The following is a 15,460-nucleotide window of genomic DNA, read 5'->3' as shown; positions in this document are numbered from 1 at the left end:
TCGGGCTTGTCGATGCCCATGCCGAAGGCGTTGGTCGCGGCGATGACGCGCAGCGCGCCGGTAATGAAGGCCTTCTGGGTTTCCTTCTTGGTCTCCGGTGGCAGCTTGGCGTGGTAAGGCGCGGCGGCCAGCCCCTTGTCGCCGAGAAAGCGCGCGAGCTCTTCGGTCTGCTTGCGCGTGGCGCAGTAGGCGATGGCGCCGCCGCTGATCTCCGGCGGCAGGTCTTGCTCGATCAGGCGGGCCACCTGCTCGAACTTTTCCGCCACGGTGGTCTGGACGACGTCGAACTTGAGGTTCTTGCGCTCCGAGCCGCCGTCCAGCGGGCGCATCTCGATGCCCAGCTTCTCGCGGAAATGGCCGACGATGTCGGCGACGACTTCCGGCTTGGCGGTTGCCGTCAAACACTGGATCAAGGGCAGGTCACGGCTCGGTGCATTCTCCGCCGACTCGCGGATGAAGCGGGCGACGTAGCGGTAGTCCGGGCGAAAGTCTTGCCCCCACTTCGACAGGCAGTGCGCTTCGTCGAAAACCCAGGCGCCGATTTCGCGCTGCGCCAGCACCTTGCGCACGCTGCGATTGCGCAGCTGTTCCGGGGCGATGAGCAGGATGCCGACGTCGCCCAGCCGCACGCGTTCGAGCACGTCGGCACGCTCGGGCATCGACAGCAGCCCGTTGATCGCCGCGCAACAGTCGACGCCGCGTTCGTGCAAGCCCTTGACCTGATCCTCCATCAGCGCCACCAGCGGCGAAATGACGACCGACAGGGCGCCGGTACGGACAAAGCGCGACAAGGCGGGAATCTGGTAGCACAGCGACTTGCCGGTGCCGGTCGGCAGAATGCCGAGGCAGTGATCGCCGCGCATCGCGCTCTCGACGATGACTTGCTGCAGTGGCAGCCCGGTTTCTTTATCGACCGGCTCGGGACGGAACGCGTAGGTCTCGCCGAACCATTGTTTCAGCTGCTTGAGTGAGTCGTGTTCCCGGCGGCACCACGCGCAATCGGGATCGGCGCAGGGAACGTCGCGCAGCTGGCGAACCAGGCGTCCGGCGTCGGGGAACTGGTGGCGCACCCAGGGCGGCATCACGGAATTGCCGCCGGCGACCGACAGCCACGCCAGCGCGTAGGCCAGCGGCCAGGCGACCTGCGCCGCCGTGTCGACGATCCGGGCGGCCGCTGGCGCGCAGGTCTTGCCGGCGAGCAGACGGCGCATGGCGGCCTTGGCGTTCTCTTCGCCGGGGCGCGGTGCTTCGCGCACCATCATGAGGAAGCGGTTGAGGCCGGAAACGCTCTGGTCGAGCGTCGTCAGCCAATGCCACGCGAGCAGCAGGTCGGGCGACGACTGCTGCATCCGGCGCAGCGCCAGTTCCTGATCGCAGAATACTTGCAGGGCGAGTTCCGCGTCGAGCAGCGGATCGTTCTTGCGGTCGGCGAGCAGTTGGCCGTCCTGGTAGTGCTTGACGAGGTGGTGATAGGGATTCTTCGGGAAGGCCAGCGGGTTGAGGCGCAGGGTGTCGATCACCGGCTTGCCGAGCAGGCGCAGGTTCGGCTGGCTGGCGTGCAGTTGCGGCAGATCGAAGGCGATCAGGTTGTGCCCCAGCAGGAACGCCGCGTCATCCGCCAAAGCGTCCAGCGCCGCGAGGGCACTTGCCAGATTGCCGGGCGGATACGTCAGGTGGTCACCGGTGTCGCCGCGTAATCCGGCCAGCTGATGGATGACGGCGCTGTTGCGACCGACCTCGAGGTCGATGCTCAGGCAATGCGGTTTGAGCTTGCGTTCCTCGCGTGGGGAATCCTGGGACGTTTTCACGGCGAGGGGGCGGGAGGTCGATGACATGTCTTGTGCATTGTATTCGTCATTACTCAGGCTGACGATACGGATCGCCGTGCGGCGAGACGGGATGGGTATGTCGACCTCGTCTGATCGAAGTAGTGATGATTTCGAACCTCCTGATCATGGTCATCGTCGGCGGCTACGAGACTTTCGTCTCGCGCATGAACCTGGAAAACCACCCCGATCAGCCGGAGTGGCTATCGCACGTCAATGCTTCAGTGCTCAAGGTGAAACTGGCGACGGCGATCATCGGCATCTCATCGATCCACCTGCTCAAGACCTTCATCAACGCCGAGGCCGACAGCGAGAAGGTGCTGCTGGCGCAAGCGGGTATCCACATCGCCTTCCTGCTCTCGGCGATGGCCATCGCCGCGTGCGACCGCATTATGATCGGCGGGGCGAAGGGCGGCGAGGCGCACTGAGGGCGCAGCGGCAAGACGGTCTTTGCCGTTGCATCAGCCGGACGGGTGGTTAGCCGCCGCCCCGTCGCCACGCATGAAACCGCTCGACCCAGCGCAGCAGTCCTTGCGGCGCGTGTGCTTTCTTCCACACGCCGGCAACGTACTTGTTGGCTTCGGCCAGCGTCGGGTAGATGTGGATGGTGCCGAGGATCTTGTTCAGTCCGAAGCCGTGCTTCATCGCGAGCACGTATTCGGCAATGAACTCGGCAGCGTGTTCGCCGACGAGGGTGACGCCGAGGATGCGGTCCTTGCCGGGGACGGTCAGCACCTTGACGAAGCCGTGCGCTTCGCCGTCAGCAATCGCGCGGTCGAGGTCGTCGAGCTGGTACGTACTGGTTTCGAAGGCGATGTTCTGCGCGCGAGCTTCCTGCTCGTTCAAGCCAACGCGCGCGACTTCCGGGTCGATGAAGGTCGCGGCGGGAACCACCGCGTAATCGGCCTTGAATCGCTTGAACGGGTCGAACAGCGCATTGACGGCGGCGTACCACGCCTGATGCGCGGCAGTGTGGGTGAACTGGAAGGGGCCGGCGACGTCGCCGGCAGCGTAGATGTTGGGGAAGCGCGTCTGCAGGAACTCGTTGGTTTCCACGGTCCTGCCGGTCGGGATACCGAGTTCCTCCAGCCCGTAGCCGGTGAGGTTTGCTGCGCGACCAACGGCGACGAGTACGGCGTCGAAGGCGATGTGCGCCTCGCCGCCTTGGTGTTCGGCGATCAGCGTTTTCTCCCCATTTTCGGTGACGAACTGCTTTGCGCGGTGCCCGGTCAGGACGCGGATACGTTCGGCCGCAAAGCGCTGCTCGACGATCGCCGAGACGTCTTCGTCTTCGCGTACCAGCAGGCGCGGCGCCATCTCGACGAGCGTGACCATCGCGCCGAAGCGGGCGAAGGCTTGCGCCAGCTCGCAACCGATCGGACCACCGCCGAGCACGAGCAGGCGCTGGGGCAACTCGTGCAAGTTCCACACGGTATCTGACGTGAGGTAGCCGACGGCTTCGATACCGGAAATCGGTGGTACGAAGGGGCGGGCGCCGGCGGCGATGACGATGGCGCGCGTCGAAATCCGCTGCTTCTCGCCATCAGCGCGCGCGATTTCAACCTCCCACGGCGAGACGATTTTTGCGCTGCCTTCGACGACATCGACACCGAGCGCCGTGTAGCGCTCGACGGAATCGTGCGGCTCGATGGCGCGGATGACCGCCTGCACGCGCTCCATCACGTCCTTGAAGTCGAACTCGGCGCGTGCCGACGCGATGCCGAATTCCTTTGAGCGCGCCATCTGCGCGAGCAGCTTCGCCGAGCGGATCAGCGCCTTGGACGGAACACAGCCGGTGTTCAGGCAATCGCCGCCCATGCGGTTCTTTTCGACCAATGTGACCTTGGCTTTCACGGCGGCGGCGATGTAAGCGGTGACCAGGCCGGCGCTGCCGGCGCCGATGACGACGAGATTGCGGTCGAATCGGCGCGGCCGCTTCCAGCCGGCATAGACCTTGTTGGCGCGAATGCGTTCGACGATTTTCCGAGCGATCAGCGGGAAGATGCCGAGCAAAGCGAACGAGCCGAGCAGGGCGGGCGAGACGATGCCGGCGAGCGATTCGATCCTGCCGAGTTGCGTCCCCGCATTCACATAGACGACCGTACCGGCGAACATGCCGACCTGACTGACCCAGTAAAAGGTGCGCGCCTTCATCGCGGTGAGGCCGAGCAGCAGGTTGATCAGGAAGAAGGGAAACAGCGGCACCAGCCGCAGCGTAAACAGATAGAACGCACCCTCGCGCGCAATGCCGTCGTCGATGGTCTTCAGCCGCTGGCCGAAGCGCTGGCTCACCCAGTCGCGCAGCAGATAGCGCGCGATGAGGAAAGCGAGCGTCGCGCCGATCGTCGACGCGAATGAGATGATCAACAAGCCCCACCCCAAGCCGAAGACGGCGCCGCCAGCGAGCGTCAGCAAGGTCGCGCCGGGCAGGGAAAGTGCTGCGACCAGTACGTAGATGACGAAATAGCCAAGGATCGTCACGCCGGGATGTGCCGCGCGGAAGGATTCGATGTTCTGCTGTTGCGCCTTGAGCGTCTGCAGGTTGAGGTGCTGGCCGAGGTCGAAGGCGAAGAACAATCCGACGGCGAGGGCAAGCGACAGCAGCAGTGCGATTTTCTTGATGGGCATGCCGGACTCTCGGTGAATGACGGTGCAAGGCTACCGTATCAATGGTTATTGCGGTGAGGCAGCTCAGTGCATACGTCGTTTGGTCGCTGTAATCCTTACAATGCGGGCGTGTGTAAGGTTTGCGGGTGAAAGCCGACTAATCGACAAGCGCTTTTCCCATGACAATCATTGGAGACGAAATGAATAAATCGCTAATGCTGGGCCTCGCTTCGGCCTGTGTCGCTGCCAGCGCCTTTGCGCAGAACGGCGCGGACTGGAAATCGATCGAGGCCGCGGCAAAGGGCCAGACGGTCTACTTCAACGCCTGGGGCGGCGGCGAGGCGATCAACGCCTACATCGACTGGGCGGCAGGCGAGGTGCAGAAGCGCCACGGTGTAACGGTGAAGCACGTGAAGATCACCGACGCGGCGGAGGTCGTCAAACGCATCCAGACCGAGGCGCAGGCCGGGCGCCAGGAGGGTGGCTCGGTCGACCTGATGTGGGTCAATGGCGAGAACTTCCGCAACCTCAAATCGGCCGGGATGCTCTTTGGGCCGTGGGCCGAGCAGTTGCCGAACTGGACGTTCGTCGATCAGAGCAAGCCGGTGCGCGTCGATTTCTCGGTGCCGACCGACGGTCTGGAAGCGCCGTGGGGTACGGCGCAGCTGACCTTCATCGCCGACAAGACCGTGGTCGCAACACCGCCGCGTTCGGCGCAGGCGCTGCTGGCCTTCGCCCAGGCGCATCCGGGGCGCGTGAGCTATCCCAAGTTGCCGGACTTTCACGGTACGACCTTCGTCAAGCAACTCCTGCTTGAACTGGCGCCGGACCGTTCTGCGCTTGAGCAGCCGGTGACGCCCGAAGCCTTCAAGCGTGCGAGCGGGCCGCTTTGGAGCTATCTCGACCGGCTGCATCCGGCGCTGTGGCGTGCGGGCAAGGCGTTCCCGCAGGGGATCGCCGAGATGCATCGCATGCTCGCCGACGGCGAACTCAATCTGTCGCTCACCTTCAACCCGAACGAAGCGGCCAACCTCATCGCCAGCAAGCAACTGCCGCCAAGCGCGTACAGCTTCGGGTTCACGGGCGGTACGATCGGCAACGTCCACTTCCTGGCGATCCCGGCGAATGCCAAGGCCAAGGCCGGTGCGCAGGTCTTTGCCAACTTCCTCCTCTCGCCCGAGGCGCAGGCGCGCAAGGCCGACATCACGGTGTGGGGCGACGGCAGCGTGCTCGATCCGGCCAAATTGCCCGAGACGATGCGCGTGGCGATGCAGAAAACCGCGTCCGGCGCGCTTGCCGAGGCCGTGCCGACACTGGCCGAACCGCACGCCAGCTGGGTCGAGGCGATTGAGGCCGAGTGGTTGAAGCGCTACGGGTCGCGGTAGCACGTATCCGGAAGCACTCGGAATGATAAAAACCCCCGTCATTCCGGCTTGCGCCGGAATGACGGGCAGGGTGGCCGACTGATGATGGCGCGTGTGCCTCGCCCCGCCGATTTGGCGATGAGCGTTTTCGCCATCGCCGGCGTCGCGTTCGTTTTCGCGCCCGTGCTGCCCGGTGTCTATTGGGCGCTGCGGCCCGGTTTCTCTGGGGAGGCGTGGCTCGCGCTCCTCGCCAGCAACGAATGGCCGCAAGCCGTGCGGGCGACCTTGGTATCGACGATATTGAGCACCGCCTTTGCCTTGCTGATGGCCGGCGCGATCGCAAGTTCCACTTTCCCCGGACGAGCGTGGACGGTACTCGGGCGCCGCCTGAGCCTGCTGCTGGCGGTGCCGCACGCCGCGTTCGCCGTCGGCTTGTCCTTCCTCATCGCGCCGTCCGGCTGGTTGGCGCGGCTGATCGCGCAGTTGATCGGCTGGACGACCCCACCCGCGTGGGTGACGGTGCAAGACCCGTACGGCCTCGCCCTGGCTGTCGCGCTCGCCATCAAGGAAAGTGGCTTCCTGCTCTGGACGCTGTTCGCAATCCTCGGCGAGCGGGAGATCGCGCGTCAGATGACCGTCGCGCGTTCGCTCGGCTACGGCCGTGCGCAGGTGTGGCGCCTGATCCTCTGGCCGCAGTTGCTGCCCCGCCTTGGCTGGCCGCTGGCTGCAGTGTTCGCGTACGGATTGTCGGTCGTCGATATGGCGGTGATCCTCGGGCCGGGGACGCCGCCGACGTTGGCGGTGCTCGTCTGGCGCTGGCTGAACGACGCAAGCCCGCACTTGCAGTCGATGGGCAGCGCGGCGATCGTCGTGCTCGTCGCGCTGCTCGTGGTTCCCGCGTACTGCGCGCGAGCCGCATGGCGATTGGTGCGGCGCCGGAGTGCGCTGCCGTCGGGGCGCCGCTCGCTGAGCGGATCGCCGGCGCTTGCGTGCAGGAGCGTGTGGCTGCAGCGTTCGCTCTTTGTCATTACCGGTTTTGTGGTCGGAAGTCTGGTGCTCTGGTCGTTGGCCGGCGCGTGGTTCTTTCCCACGCTGCTGCCCGACGCGCTGAGCCTTGACGCGTGGCGGCGCGCCGATTTTGCCCCGTTTCTCAACTCGCTCCAGTTCGGCGTTCTCGCCTGCCTGATCGCGCTGCCGATCGCGCTCGTCTGGCTCGAATGGGGGCCGGCGCGCTTCAATGCGGTGCTCTACGCGCCATTGATCGTGCCGGCGCTGCCGCTCGCCGTCGGCCAGTACAGCGCGTTGCTGCATCTCAATCTCGACGGAACGGCCGCCGGCCTGGTCTGGGCCCACCTCCTGTGGGTGCTGCCCTATATGGTGCTGACGCTGATCGGTCCGTACCGCGCCTTCGATGTCCGGCTCATTACAACGGCGCGCGCGCTCGGCCACACGCGCCTGTCGGCCTGCCTGTTCGTCAAATGGCCGACGCTGGCCAAGCCCTTGCTCGCGGCACTCGCCATCGGTTTTTCGGTGAGCATCGCGCAATACCTGCCGACTCTGTTCGCAGGCGGCGGACGCTTCGCCACGGTGACGACCGAGGCCGTTGCCCTGAGCGCCGGCGGCAATCGGCGCATCCTGGCCGTTCAATCGTTCCTGCAGGTGCTGTTGCCGCTGGCCGTGTTTGCATTGGCCGGCGTCTCGCAGCAATGGTCCGGCAGACACCGGCGCGGCTTGCGATAATCGCGACCATGAATCCACTCGAAATCCGCAACGCGACGATCGCCCGTTCAAACCAGACGCTGATCGCAGACCTGAATCTGCGTGTAGAGCCCGGCGAGGTTCTTACCCTGATGGGCGTCTCCGGGTCGGGCAAATCGACGCTGCTCAACTGGATCATCGGCGCGCTCGATCCGGCGTTCGAGGCGCGCGGCGAGTTGTGGATCGGCGGCGAGCGTCGCGACGGCTTGCCGATCGAGGCGCGGCGCATCGGCATCCTGTTCCAGGACGATCTGCTTTTTCCGCACCTCTCGGTCGGGAAAAATCTGGCGTTCGCGCTGCCGGCCAAGCTTGAGGGCAGGGGCGCGCGGCGGCGGCTGATCGAAGACACTCTGGCCGACGTCGGCCTCGCCGGTTTTTTTGAACGCGATCCGGCGACGCTCTCCGGCGGACAAAGGGCGCGCGTCAGTGTCTTGCGTGCGCTGCTCGCCGAGCCGGATGTGCTCCTGCTCGACGAGCCTTTCGCGAAGCTCGATGCCGTTCTGCGCGAGCAGTTCCGTTCCTTCGTCTTCGAGCGCATCGCGCGGCTCGCCATTCCGGCTTTACTGGTGACGCATGATCCCGACGACGTCCCGGCCGGCGGACGCGTGATCGAAATCAGCGAGTTCAGCGAGTTCAACGAACGCTCGATCGGCGAGGTGCGCGGTGCTTGATCGGCGCGTGCTCGAACTGTCGCGCGGTTTTCTGAGCGCGTTGGCGGCGCGGTTGGCCGCGCGCGGCATTCGCGCCGATCAGGTGTCGTGGTTCGGCTTTGTCGCGGGCCTCGCCGCCGTGCCGCTGATCGTGCTGCAGCAGTTCCCCTGGGCGATTCTTCCGGTCCTGGTGAATCGCCTGGCCGACGGCGTCGATGGCGCGCTGGCGCGCCAGGTCGGGCCGACCGATCGCGGCGCCTTTCTCGATATCGCGCTCGACTTTCTCTTCTACTCGTCGATCCCGCTGGCGTTCGCGCTGGCTGATCCGGCGACCAACGCGCTCGCGGCGGCGGTGCTCATCTACGCCTTCGTCGGCACCGGCAGCACCTTCCTCGCCTTCGCCGTCATCGCCGCCAAGCGCGGACTGACCAGCACGGCGTACCCGGGCAAGGGGTTCTACTACCTCGGCGGACTGACCGAGGCGAGCGAAACGATCGCCGTCTTTACCGCGATGTGCCTCTTCCCCACGTGGTTCCCACCGCTCGCCTGGGGCTTCGCCGCTTTGTGCGCGCTAACCACGTTTACACGCATCGCTACCGGCCTGAAGTTGTTCGGCCCGCGCTGATGTTGTTCCGGTGCGCTGTATCTCCAGCATCTCATATGGAATATTGACATCGGGGTGCTTGTCAGCCACCCTGAGGCATGGCTTCGGTGCAGCGCTTTCTCCTTCGCTCCGATCATTGCAACCGACATAACGGACTTCCATCAACCGGATGACGCAGAAGCAAGTGACCTTTCCCTTTCGGAGCGGTATCGCGTACCGGACAGCGCGCATCGTCGCGCTGGTTGCCTTGCTGTTGGGCGCCGGTTCGCTGGCAATCATCAGCCCGCTCGTGCATGAGCGGACACGAAGTAACGCGTCCGCACGTCTGCAGAGTCTGGTCGACACGGTCGCCAATACGACAAGCGCCGCCTGTTTCGTCGAGGACGCCGTGCTGGCGACCGATGTGGCCAAAGGTCTCTTGATGAATTCTGTCGTCAGCGGTGTCGTCATTCGCAGTGCGGAGGGCGAACTGGCGAACAGCGCGCGCGACGGCAAGCCCTGGACGCAGGCCGAACTCGACCGAGCGCATGGAATCGTCCGCAAGATCTATTCGCCTTTCGATAGCAGCGCCCCCGTCTGCGAAATGGTGCTCATCCCCGATCAGGAGGAGCTGACGCGCTTGAGTCGGGAGTCGATGCTCTTTGCGGTCTCGATGCTCGTCCCGCACATGTTGGCCATCATGCTGGCCATGACATTTGTCGTCTTCCGCTGGATCGTCCTGCCGATCAAGAAGATGTCGGACCGACTGCACGCCATGCGCGACGGCAGCGGCGAGTTGCTCGCGGTGCCGACCGGGCACGGGAATTCGGAGCTCGGACGCCTCGTCGGTGACATCAACGAACTGACCTCCGGACTCGCGCGCGCCAAGGATGCCGCCGAACAGGCTAGCCTGAGCAAGGGCGCTTTCCTCGCAACGATGAGCCACGAGATCCGTACGCCGATCAACGCGGTGGTCGGCATGGCTTATCTCGCCCTGAAGACCGATCTCACCGAGCAGCAACGCGACTACATCGAGAAGATACGCGCCTCGGGCGGGCATCTGCTCGACCTCGTCAACGACGTCCTCGACTTTGCCAAGATCGAATCCGGCAAGCTGGAGCTCGAAGTTGCAGCCTTCGATCTGGACCAACTGATGGACCGGGTGGCCTCCATCGCCAGTCTGCGCGCCCGGCAGAAGGGGTTGACGCTGAGTTTTCACGTTGAACTGGCGATTCCGCGCCGGCTGGTCGGCGACAGTCTGCGCATTGGCCAGATCCTTCTGAACTACATCAACAACGCGATCAAGTTCACGGCGAACGGCTTCGTCGAGGTGCGCGCCAGCCTGGCCGAGAAAACGGACCGGAGATGTCGAATCCTGCTTGAAGTGAGCGATTCGGGGATCGGCCTGACCGACGAACAGATGTCGCGGCTATTCGGTCTTTTCCACCAGGCCGACCCTTCCACCACGCGGAAGTACGGTGGCACGGGCCTCGGGCTCGCCATCTCGAAGCAGATCGCCGGGTTGATGAGCGGCGAGGTTGGCGTGAAAAGTACCTATGGGGTTGGCAGCACATTCTGGGCAACCGTCGAAGTCGATTTGCCGGATGAAGCGCCGGATACTGCGCCTGTGCCGATGTCCGACCTGCCGACCGTGCAGCCCGCCCTGCGTTTCGATGGCGCCCGGGTTCTGCTGGCCGAGGACAATCTGCTCAATCAGCAGATCGCCAAGGAGATGCTCGAAGACGCCGGTGTGGTCGTTACGCTGGCGAACGACGGCAAGGAGGCGGTCGACCGGGCGACTTCGGCGCCCTTCGACTGCATCCTCATGGACGTGCGCATGCCGGGGATCGACGGGCTACAAGCGACTAAGGCGCTGCGGATGCTGAAGACAACGGCGGATCTGCCGATCATCGCGATGACGGCGAACGCCATGGTCGAGGATCGCGAGGATTGTCTCCGGGTGGGGATGAACGATTTCATTCCCAAGCCCGTGAATCCGGAACAGTTCCTGCAGATTCTCGGCAAATGGATCCAGCCCGGCGCATCAGGCGTTGCGCCGCGGGAAACGGAACGAAGGACGAGTGCGCCGGATAACATTTCGACAAAGGAACAAGCGGCGACGAAAGAGAAAACGCATGTTGATCTGACCGGGATTCGGCGGAATATCCGCGGTAACGCCGAGCAGATACGCAATCTGGTGTTGATTTTCCGGCAAACGGCGAGCAAGTCGCTGGCCGATGCGCATCTCGCCTTCGCGGCGAAGGATGCCGCGCAACTCGCGCAGATCGGTCACCGCTGCAAGTCTTCGTCAAGGTACATGGGGGCGCATGATTTCGCCGATTTCATGCTCGATCTGGAGACGAGCGCCAAACAGGGCGATTGGGCGCGGATCGAGACAACGCTCTTGCGGCTCGACGAGGAGTGGAGCAGGGTGGAGGCCGAACTCGGCGGAGCCGCCAACTACTGAGACGGCGACGAGAAGTCGAAGACGACCTTGAGGCGACCGCCAACGGCCGCGCGTTCCATGTAACCGACGGCGCCGGGCGTGTGCGCCAGCAGTTTCATTTGTTCTTCAGCGTTGTTTGCCGTGACGGGTGGGCGGGCGCCGCCCGAGAACATCAGTCGCGACCAATAGGCCTTGATCTCCGACGGGCTCTTGTTGACCAGCTGGCGATAGAACTCGGCGCGTTGCGGACTCTCGTCCGGCAAGTCGATCGGCATCGCCGGCAGGCCGGACGGCAGTTGGCGCCAGCGGCCCATGAATACGAACGTCACCTCCTTGCGTGACATCTGGTCGATGCCGCTCTTCGGGTTGGCGACCACGACGAGATCGGTCGCCCCCGCAGTGAGGGGCAAGCAAGCCGACGCCAGCAGAAGGATGAGTTTTCGCATGCTCAGAAGACGAAGTCGAGCGATACGCTGTAAACATTCAACTTGCCGTCGAACGCTTCGTTGCTGATCGGATAGAGGAACAAGGAGTCGCTCGAACCTCGCACGAAGTCGACCTGCGCCTTGAGGGCCATATTGCGGTGGAAATCCCAGCGGGTGCCCAGCGTGAAGGTGGTCTGCTCCATGTGTGTCCGCGCGATGGCCTGTTGCAGAGCCTGGCTCAGCGGTGCGCCATCGGGCAGACCGCTGTCGACATGCTTCGCTTGCGAGCGGATCCATGCAACACCCGCGTACGGCGTGAACTGCCCGATGCGATAGCCGGCGACGACGTAGGCGCCGAGCGAATCCTGGTAGATGGCGCTGTCGTGCTGCATTTCGACCACCATGCCTTGAACCTGTAGCGGCCCCTGGTCGTAAACGGCGCCGAGCGAATAGAAGCGGGAGGCCGTGTCTTTCAGCGAAATCGCTTCGCCTGCGGCCGCAGCTTCTGGGGTTCCCACTTGACTCAAGGTGGTCCGGAGCGTCCCGATGAATCCGGGGATGTCATCCTTGAACTTGATCTGTGCGTAAGTCAGGCGCCACTGCCAGTGGCCGGTCTGGTAGTCGAGGTAGGCGCCGGTGAGCGGACTTTCGGAGAGATCGAGAAAATCGCCGGCGGCTGGCGCTTCTTCACCCGATTGCCCAAGGAACACGCGACCTTTCAGGATGCCGTCGGCGACCGGTGCGGATGCCGTGAAGTCGGCGCCGTCGAGGTACTGGAACGGCAGGGTGGCAAAAATCTCCCGCGGCGGGCGAACGGTGAGGTAGGAGTAACCGACGAGCCGCGAGTCGGCAAGCATGTAGAACTCCGTCCCGATGCGTCCGGCGCGGATACCAAAGTTGGGCGTGATCGCGTAACGGCCAAACGCCGCCATGAGTTCCGGGCGATAGCTGGCGTGCGGGCCGTAACGACTGACGCCCTGCACGACGAAATCGAGCGATTCATTGGCCTTGTAGTAGGCTTGGAGGCCGATCAGCGAGTCCTGTTTGAGCGAAAGGCTGTCTGTTGCGCCATGTTGTTGCGACTGGTCGCGTGTGACTTCCACCTGGTCGGTGTTCGTTTGCATGGCACCGAGTGTCCCGAAGCCGCTGATTTCCAGTCCGGGGGGCAGGAGGCCCGTCTCGGCGAGCGCGATCGGTGCAGCGAAAAGCAGCGCGAGGATGGGCAAGGCAGTGCGTAGCACTTGCCAACCGAATCCGTGCCGGTTGGTCGCGCGTGTGCTGGATGGCTGTGTTCTGGCGTTAGGCACGACGGTGTCCCGATTCTGTAAGGTCTTGATATGCGTGTCCCAGTGCTGACGTATTCAGTATAAGTAAATCGTTTTGCATCGCACTTGAAAAAGTGTGTGAGTTTTCCAGTACTACTGAATCCATGGCGATAAATGCAACACATCGCATTGCATGGGATGGCGTGATGCAGCTGGGTCTGTACCTGGCGTTGCATGGGACCGCCGAGCGCTGCGGCGTCCATCGCGCCTCGGCCGGCGCGTAGAATGGCGCCTCTTTCCGTGGAGAAACGTATGTCTGCCTCAACCGATGCCCTGCCGGTGCGCAACGACTTTGCCGTGATTTCACTGGTGGGCTTCGTGCACGCGGTTTCGCACTTCTTCCATCTGGTCATCCCGCTGCTCTTCCCGTGGCTGATGCCGGCGTTCAACATGAACTTCACCGAGGCCGGGGCGTTGATGACGGTGTTTTTCGTCATCTCCGGCGTCGGGCAGGCGGCGGCAGGGCTCGTCGTCGATCGCGTCGGTTCGCGGCCGGTGCTGTTCGGCGGCGTGGTACTGCTCGCACTGTCCGGTGTATTGCTCGGCGTCGCCCAGAACTACGTGATGCTGATGGCCGCGGCAGCCGTGGCGGGTGCGGGCAACAGCGTTTTTCATCCGGCCGACTTCACCATCCTCAACCGGCGCGTCTCCAAGCCGCGCCTCGGCCACGCCTTTTCGGTGCATGGTCTTTCCGGCAATCTCGGCTGGGCGGCGACGCCGCTCCTGATGACGGCCGTCGCCTCGGCGATCAACTGGCGCGCCGCAGCCTTTTCAGCGGCTGCCGTCGCGGTGATTTCCGGCGTGCTTCTCTATGCCTTGCAGAACGTGCTTGAAGACAAGGCAGCGCAAGACGCCGGCAGCAAACAGTCCGGCGGTCATCCGCCCGTGTCAACGCTGAGCGTGCTGCGTTCGCCGGCCGTGCTGCTCTGCTTCGTTTTCTTCTTCCTGATCACGGCCGCTTTCGGCGCGCTGCAGAACTTCTCGGCCGCCGCGTTGAAGGCGATGTACGGCCTGTCGCTGGCGACGTCGGCCTCGTGCCTTTCCGCGTACGTCCTGGGCGGCGCGGCGGGTATCGCCGCCGGCGGCTTCCTCGCGACGAAGCGCGCGCAGGAACAGATCATTGCGGTCTGCATCACCTTCGGCGCCGGGATGAGCCTGCTGCTCGCCAGCGGTGTGGCGGCGGACTGGGCCATCCTCCCATTGATGGCGCTGATGGGGGCCGGCGTCGGTATCGCCGGCCCGTCGCGCGATCTCCTCGTGCGCAAGGCGGCGACCAAGGGGCTGGGCGAGGCGTCGTTCGGTCGCGTTTACGGCTTTGTCTACTCCGGCCTCGACACCGGACTGGCGACGGCACCGCTGATCTTCGGCGCGATCATGGACGGCGGAAAATACCCGATGCTATGGGTCGGCGTCGCGGTTTTCCAGGTGCTGGCCGTCTTCTCGGCTCTACGCGTCGGGCGAAACGCACACTCCGCACACGCAAAAAGTCGTTGAACTTTGCCTGCCGGCATCTACTCTTAATGATCCGGCGCGATAATGTTTGAAGTCCGTTCGCCCTGAGCTTGTCGAAGGGGGGGGCGGGCTTCGACAGGCTCAGCCCGAACGGGAGTTGAGACTTCTTCGTGCCGGGTCAATAGAAGCAAAGGAAGCAGCAAAGGAGCAAGCGAACACACGATCTTGAAATAGGCCAGTCCGGACGCATCTTCCCGATAACCCGGGTTTTCTCCCCGGTGCAGCACTCGCATGGAAAGGAGCCGTCATGAACGTCGTCTATAACAGCACCCAGTACGCCATCGTGGCCTATCCGGCGCGTCAGGCGTTCGAACTGGTCGACAAGACCGGCAAACGTTCGCTTTTCGTTCAAGGTTCCGTAGCGCTTGGCCTGCGCGAAGCGATCGACAGCATTCCCTATGAAGATCGCGACGAGGAGTCGATCGACGCCCTGCTTGACGATTACTGCGCTGGCGCCGCTCGCCCGATCGCATACCACTGATCCTCACCCGGGTATAATCACCGCTTTCGGCAAAGGGCCGTACGTTGAACCTGATCGGGAGAGCATCAAATGGCAGGGTATGAATCGGAATACACGGTTTTCATGCGTGAAATGCAGGCAAAACATCCGGAATGGGCCGACGAGCAACTCGCCGGTCGCGCGATTCTCTGGGACCGGCCGATCAATCTGGCCGAACAGGAGGCCTTTCGCAAGGCGAAGGAACCCAATCGCTCCTACCCATACGATGTGAACTTCGAGCAGAAATAGTTTCGCAATCGGTAAGCAACAAGGGCGGCCGGATGCTTTTGTCCGGCCGCTCGTCGTTTACCCGTAGCCTTCAGCCAAACCGGTTGCGCGTCTGCTGCCGGAACGCAGACGGTGTGATTTCCCCCCTCCCGCCACGACGCGCCCGGCAAGCGGCCGGCCTCTCGCATTGCGCGCGCCGCCGATTTCGTCGCGCTGCTCGAAGCGCTGGGCTGGCAG

Annotated in this window: 13 protein-coding genes; 9 read left to right on the top strand and 4 right to left on the bottom strand. The window is 63.9% G+C overall.

Annotated features, from left to right (window positions below; all coding sequences use genetic code 11):
* Positions 1 to 1,835: DEAD/DEAH box helicase (locus tag KBA32_RS13015; RefSeq protein WP_294359584.1), on the bottom strand; the 1,835-nt coding region annotated here is incomplete at its 3' end.
* A gap of 95 nt (positions 1,836 to 1,930) precedes the next feature.
* Between KBA32_RS13015 and KBA32_RS13010 the strand changes: the two genes are divergently transcribed.
* Positions 1,931 to 2,254 (top strand): YqhA family protein, encoded by a 324-nt coding sequence (locus KBA32_RS13010; protein ID WP_294359581.1) that lies wholly within the window; start codon positions 1,931 to 1,933, stop codon positions 2,252 to 2,254.
* Positions 2,255 to 2,303: 49 nt separating this feature from the next.
* Here KBA32_RS13010 and KBA32_RS13005 read toward each other — a convergent pair whose 3' ends face one another.
* Positions 2,304 to 4,454 (bottom strand): FAD-dependent oxidoreductase, encoded by a 2,151-nt coding sequence (locus KBA32_RS13005; protein ID WP_294359580.1) that lies wholly within the window; start codon positions 4,452 to 4,454, stop codon positions 2,304 to 2,306.
* A 179-nt stretch (positions 4,455 to 4,633) separates the two neighbouring features.
* Here KBA32_RS13005 and KBA32_RS13000 point away from each other — a divergent pair, with 179 nt between their 5' ends.
* The 5 genes from KBA32_RS13000 (at position 4,634) to KBA32_RS12980 (ending at position 11,255) form a co-directional block, all read left to right on the top strand.
* Positions 4,634 to 5,818: an ABC transporter substrate-binding protein gene (locus KBA32_RS13000; RefSeq protein WP_294359578.1), complete on the top strand. Its 1,185-nt coding sequence runs from the start codon at positions 4,634 to 4,636 to the stop codon at positions 5,816 to 5,818.
* A gap of 117 nt (positions 5,819 to 5,935) precedes the next feature.
* Positions 5,936 to 7,537: a hypothetical protein gene (locus tag KBA32_RS12995; RefSeq protein ID WP_294359576.1), complete on the top strand. Its 1,602-nt coding sequence runs from the start codon at positions 5,936 to 5,938 to the stop codon at positions 7,535 to 7,537.
* Between the two features lie 8 nt (positions 7,538 to 7,545).
* A complete protein-coding gene (locus KBA32_RS12990) occupies positions 7,546 to 8,226 on the top strand; it encodes an ATP-binding cassette domain-containing protein (protein ID WP_294359574.1) in 681 nt (226 codons plus the stop codon).
* Positions 8,219 to 8,830, top strand: coding sequence for a CDP-alcohol phosphatidyltransferase family protein (locus KBA32_RS12985; RefSeq protein WP_294359572.1), 612 nt, complete (start codon positions 8,219 to 8,221; stop codon positions 8,828 to 8,830). Before KBA32_RS12990 ends, KBA32_RS12985 begins: the two co-directional genes overlap by 8 nt.
* Before the next feature lie 163 nt (positions 8,831 to 8,993).
* Positions 8,994 to 11,255: a response regulator gene (locus tag KBA32_RS12980; protein ID WP_294359570.1), complete on the top strand. Its 2,262-nt coding sequence runs from the start codon at positions 8,994 to 8,996 to the stop codon at positions 11,253 to 11,255.
* Here KBA32_RS12980 and KBA32_RS12975 read toward each other — a convergent pair.
* Together KBA32_RS12975 and KBA32_RS12970 are read right to left on the bottom strand one after the other, a co-directional pair.
* A complete protein-coding gene (locus KBA32_RS12975; protein ID WP_294359568.1) occupies positions 11,249 to 11,644 on the bottom strand; it encodes a hypothetical protein in 396 nt (131 codons plus the stop codon). The genes KBA32_RS12980 and KBA32_RS12975 overlap by 7 nt on opposite strands.
* Before the next feature lie 38 nt (positions 11,645 to 11,682).
* Positions 11,683 to 12,900: a hypothetical protein gene (locus KBA32_RS12970; protein ID WP_294359566.1), complete on the bottom strand. Its 1,218-nt coding sequence runs from the start codon at positions 12,898 to 12,900 to the stop codon at positions 11,683 to 11,685.
* A 336-nt stretch (positions 12,901 to 13,236) separates the two neighbouring features.
* On the opposite strand from KBA32_RS12970, the gene KBA32_RS12965 reads away from it, so the two are divergent.
* The 3 genes from KBA32_RS12965 to KBA32_RS12955 all read left to right on the top strand — a co-directional run bounded on the left by KBA32_RS12965 (position 13,237) and on the right by KBA32_RS12955 (position 15,244).
* Complete coding sequence (locus tag KBA32_RS12965) at positions 13,237 to 14,478, top strand: MFS transporter (protein WP_294359564.1); 1,242 nt, start codon at positions 13,237 to 13,239, stop codon at positions 14,476 to 14,478.
* A 265-nt stretch (positions 14,479 to 14,743) separates the two neighbouring features.
* Complete coding sequence (locus tag KBA32_RS12960; RefSeq protein WP_294359562.1) at positions 14,744 to 14,977, top strand: DUF3567 family protein; 234 nt, start codon at positions 14,744 to 14,746, stop codon at positions 14,975 to 14,977.
* Between the two features lie 69 nt (positions 14,978 to 15,046).
* Positions 15,047 to 15,244 (top strand): DUF3460 family protein, encoded by a 198-nt coding sequence (locus tag KBA32_RS12955; RefSeq protein WP_294359560.1) that lies wholly within the window; start codon positions 15,047 to 15,049, stop codon positions 15,242 to 15,244.
* The last annotated feature ends 216 nt before the right edge of the window (positions 15,245 to 15,460 follow it).

It is taken from the genome of Propionivibrio sp. (assembly GCF_017995515.1).
In the GTDB taxonomy this organism is placed as follows: Bacteria; Pseudomonadota; Gammaproteobacteria; order Burkholderiales; family Rhodocyclaceae; genus Propionivibrio.
Note: the sequence above shows the minus strand (reverse complement) of the source record. Positions and strands in the feature narration are given on the sequence as shown.

Excerpts from the sequence above, each read along its gene's own strand:
- KBA32_RS12965 (WP_294359564.1), top strand. The coding sequence starts at position 13,237 with ATGTCTGCCTCAACCGATGCCCTGCCGGTGCGCAACGACTTTGCCGTG.
- KBA32_RS12960 (WP_294359562.1), top strand. The coding sequence starts at position 14,744 with ATGAACGTCGTCTATAACAGCACCCAGTACGCCATCGTGGCCTATCCG.
- KBA32_RS12955 (WP_294359560.1), top strand. The coding sequence starts at position 15,047 with ATGGCAGGGTATGAATCGGAATACACGGTTTTCATGCGTGAAATGCAG.
- KBA32_RS12990 (WP_294359574.1), top strand. The coding sequence starts at position 7,546 with ATGAATCCACTCGAAATCCGCAACGCGACGATCGCCCGTTCAAACCAG.
- KBA32_RS13000 (WP_294359578.1), top strand. The coding sequence starts at position 4,634 with ATGAATAAATCGCTAATGCTGGGCCTCGCTTCGGCCTGTGTCGCTGCC.
- KBA32_RS12995 (WP_294359576.1), top strand. The coding sequence starts at position 5,936 with ATGAGCGTTTTCGCCATCGCCGGCGTCGCGTTCGTTTTCGCGCCCGTG.
- KBA32_RS13005 (WP_294359580.1), bottom strand. The coding sequence starts at position 4,454 with ATGCCCATCAAGAAAATCGCACTGCTGCTGTCGCTTGCCCTCGCCGTC.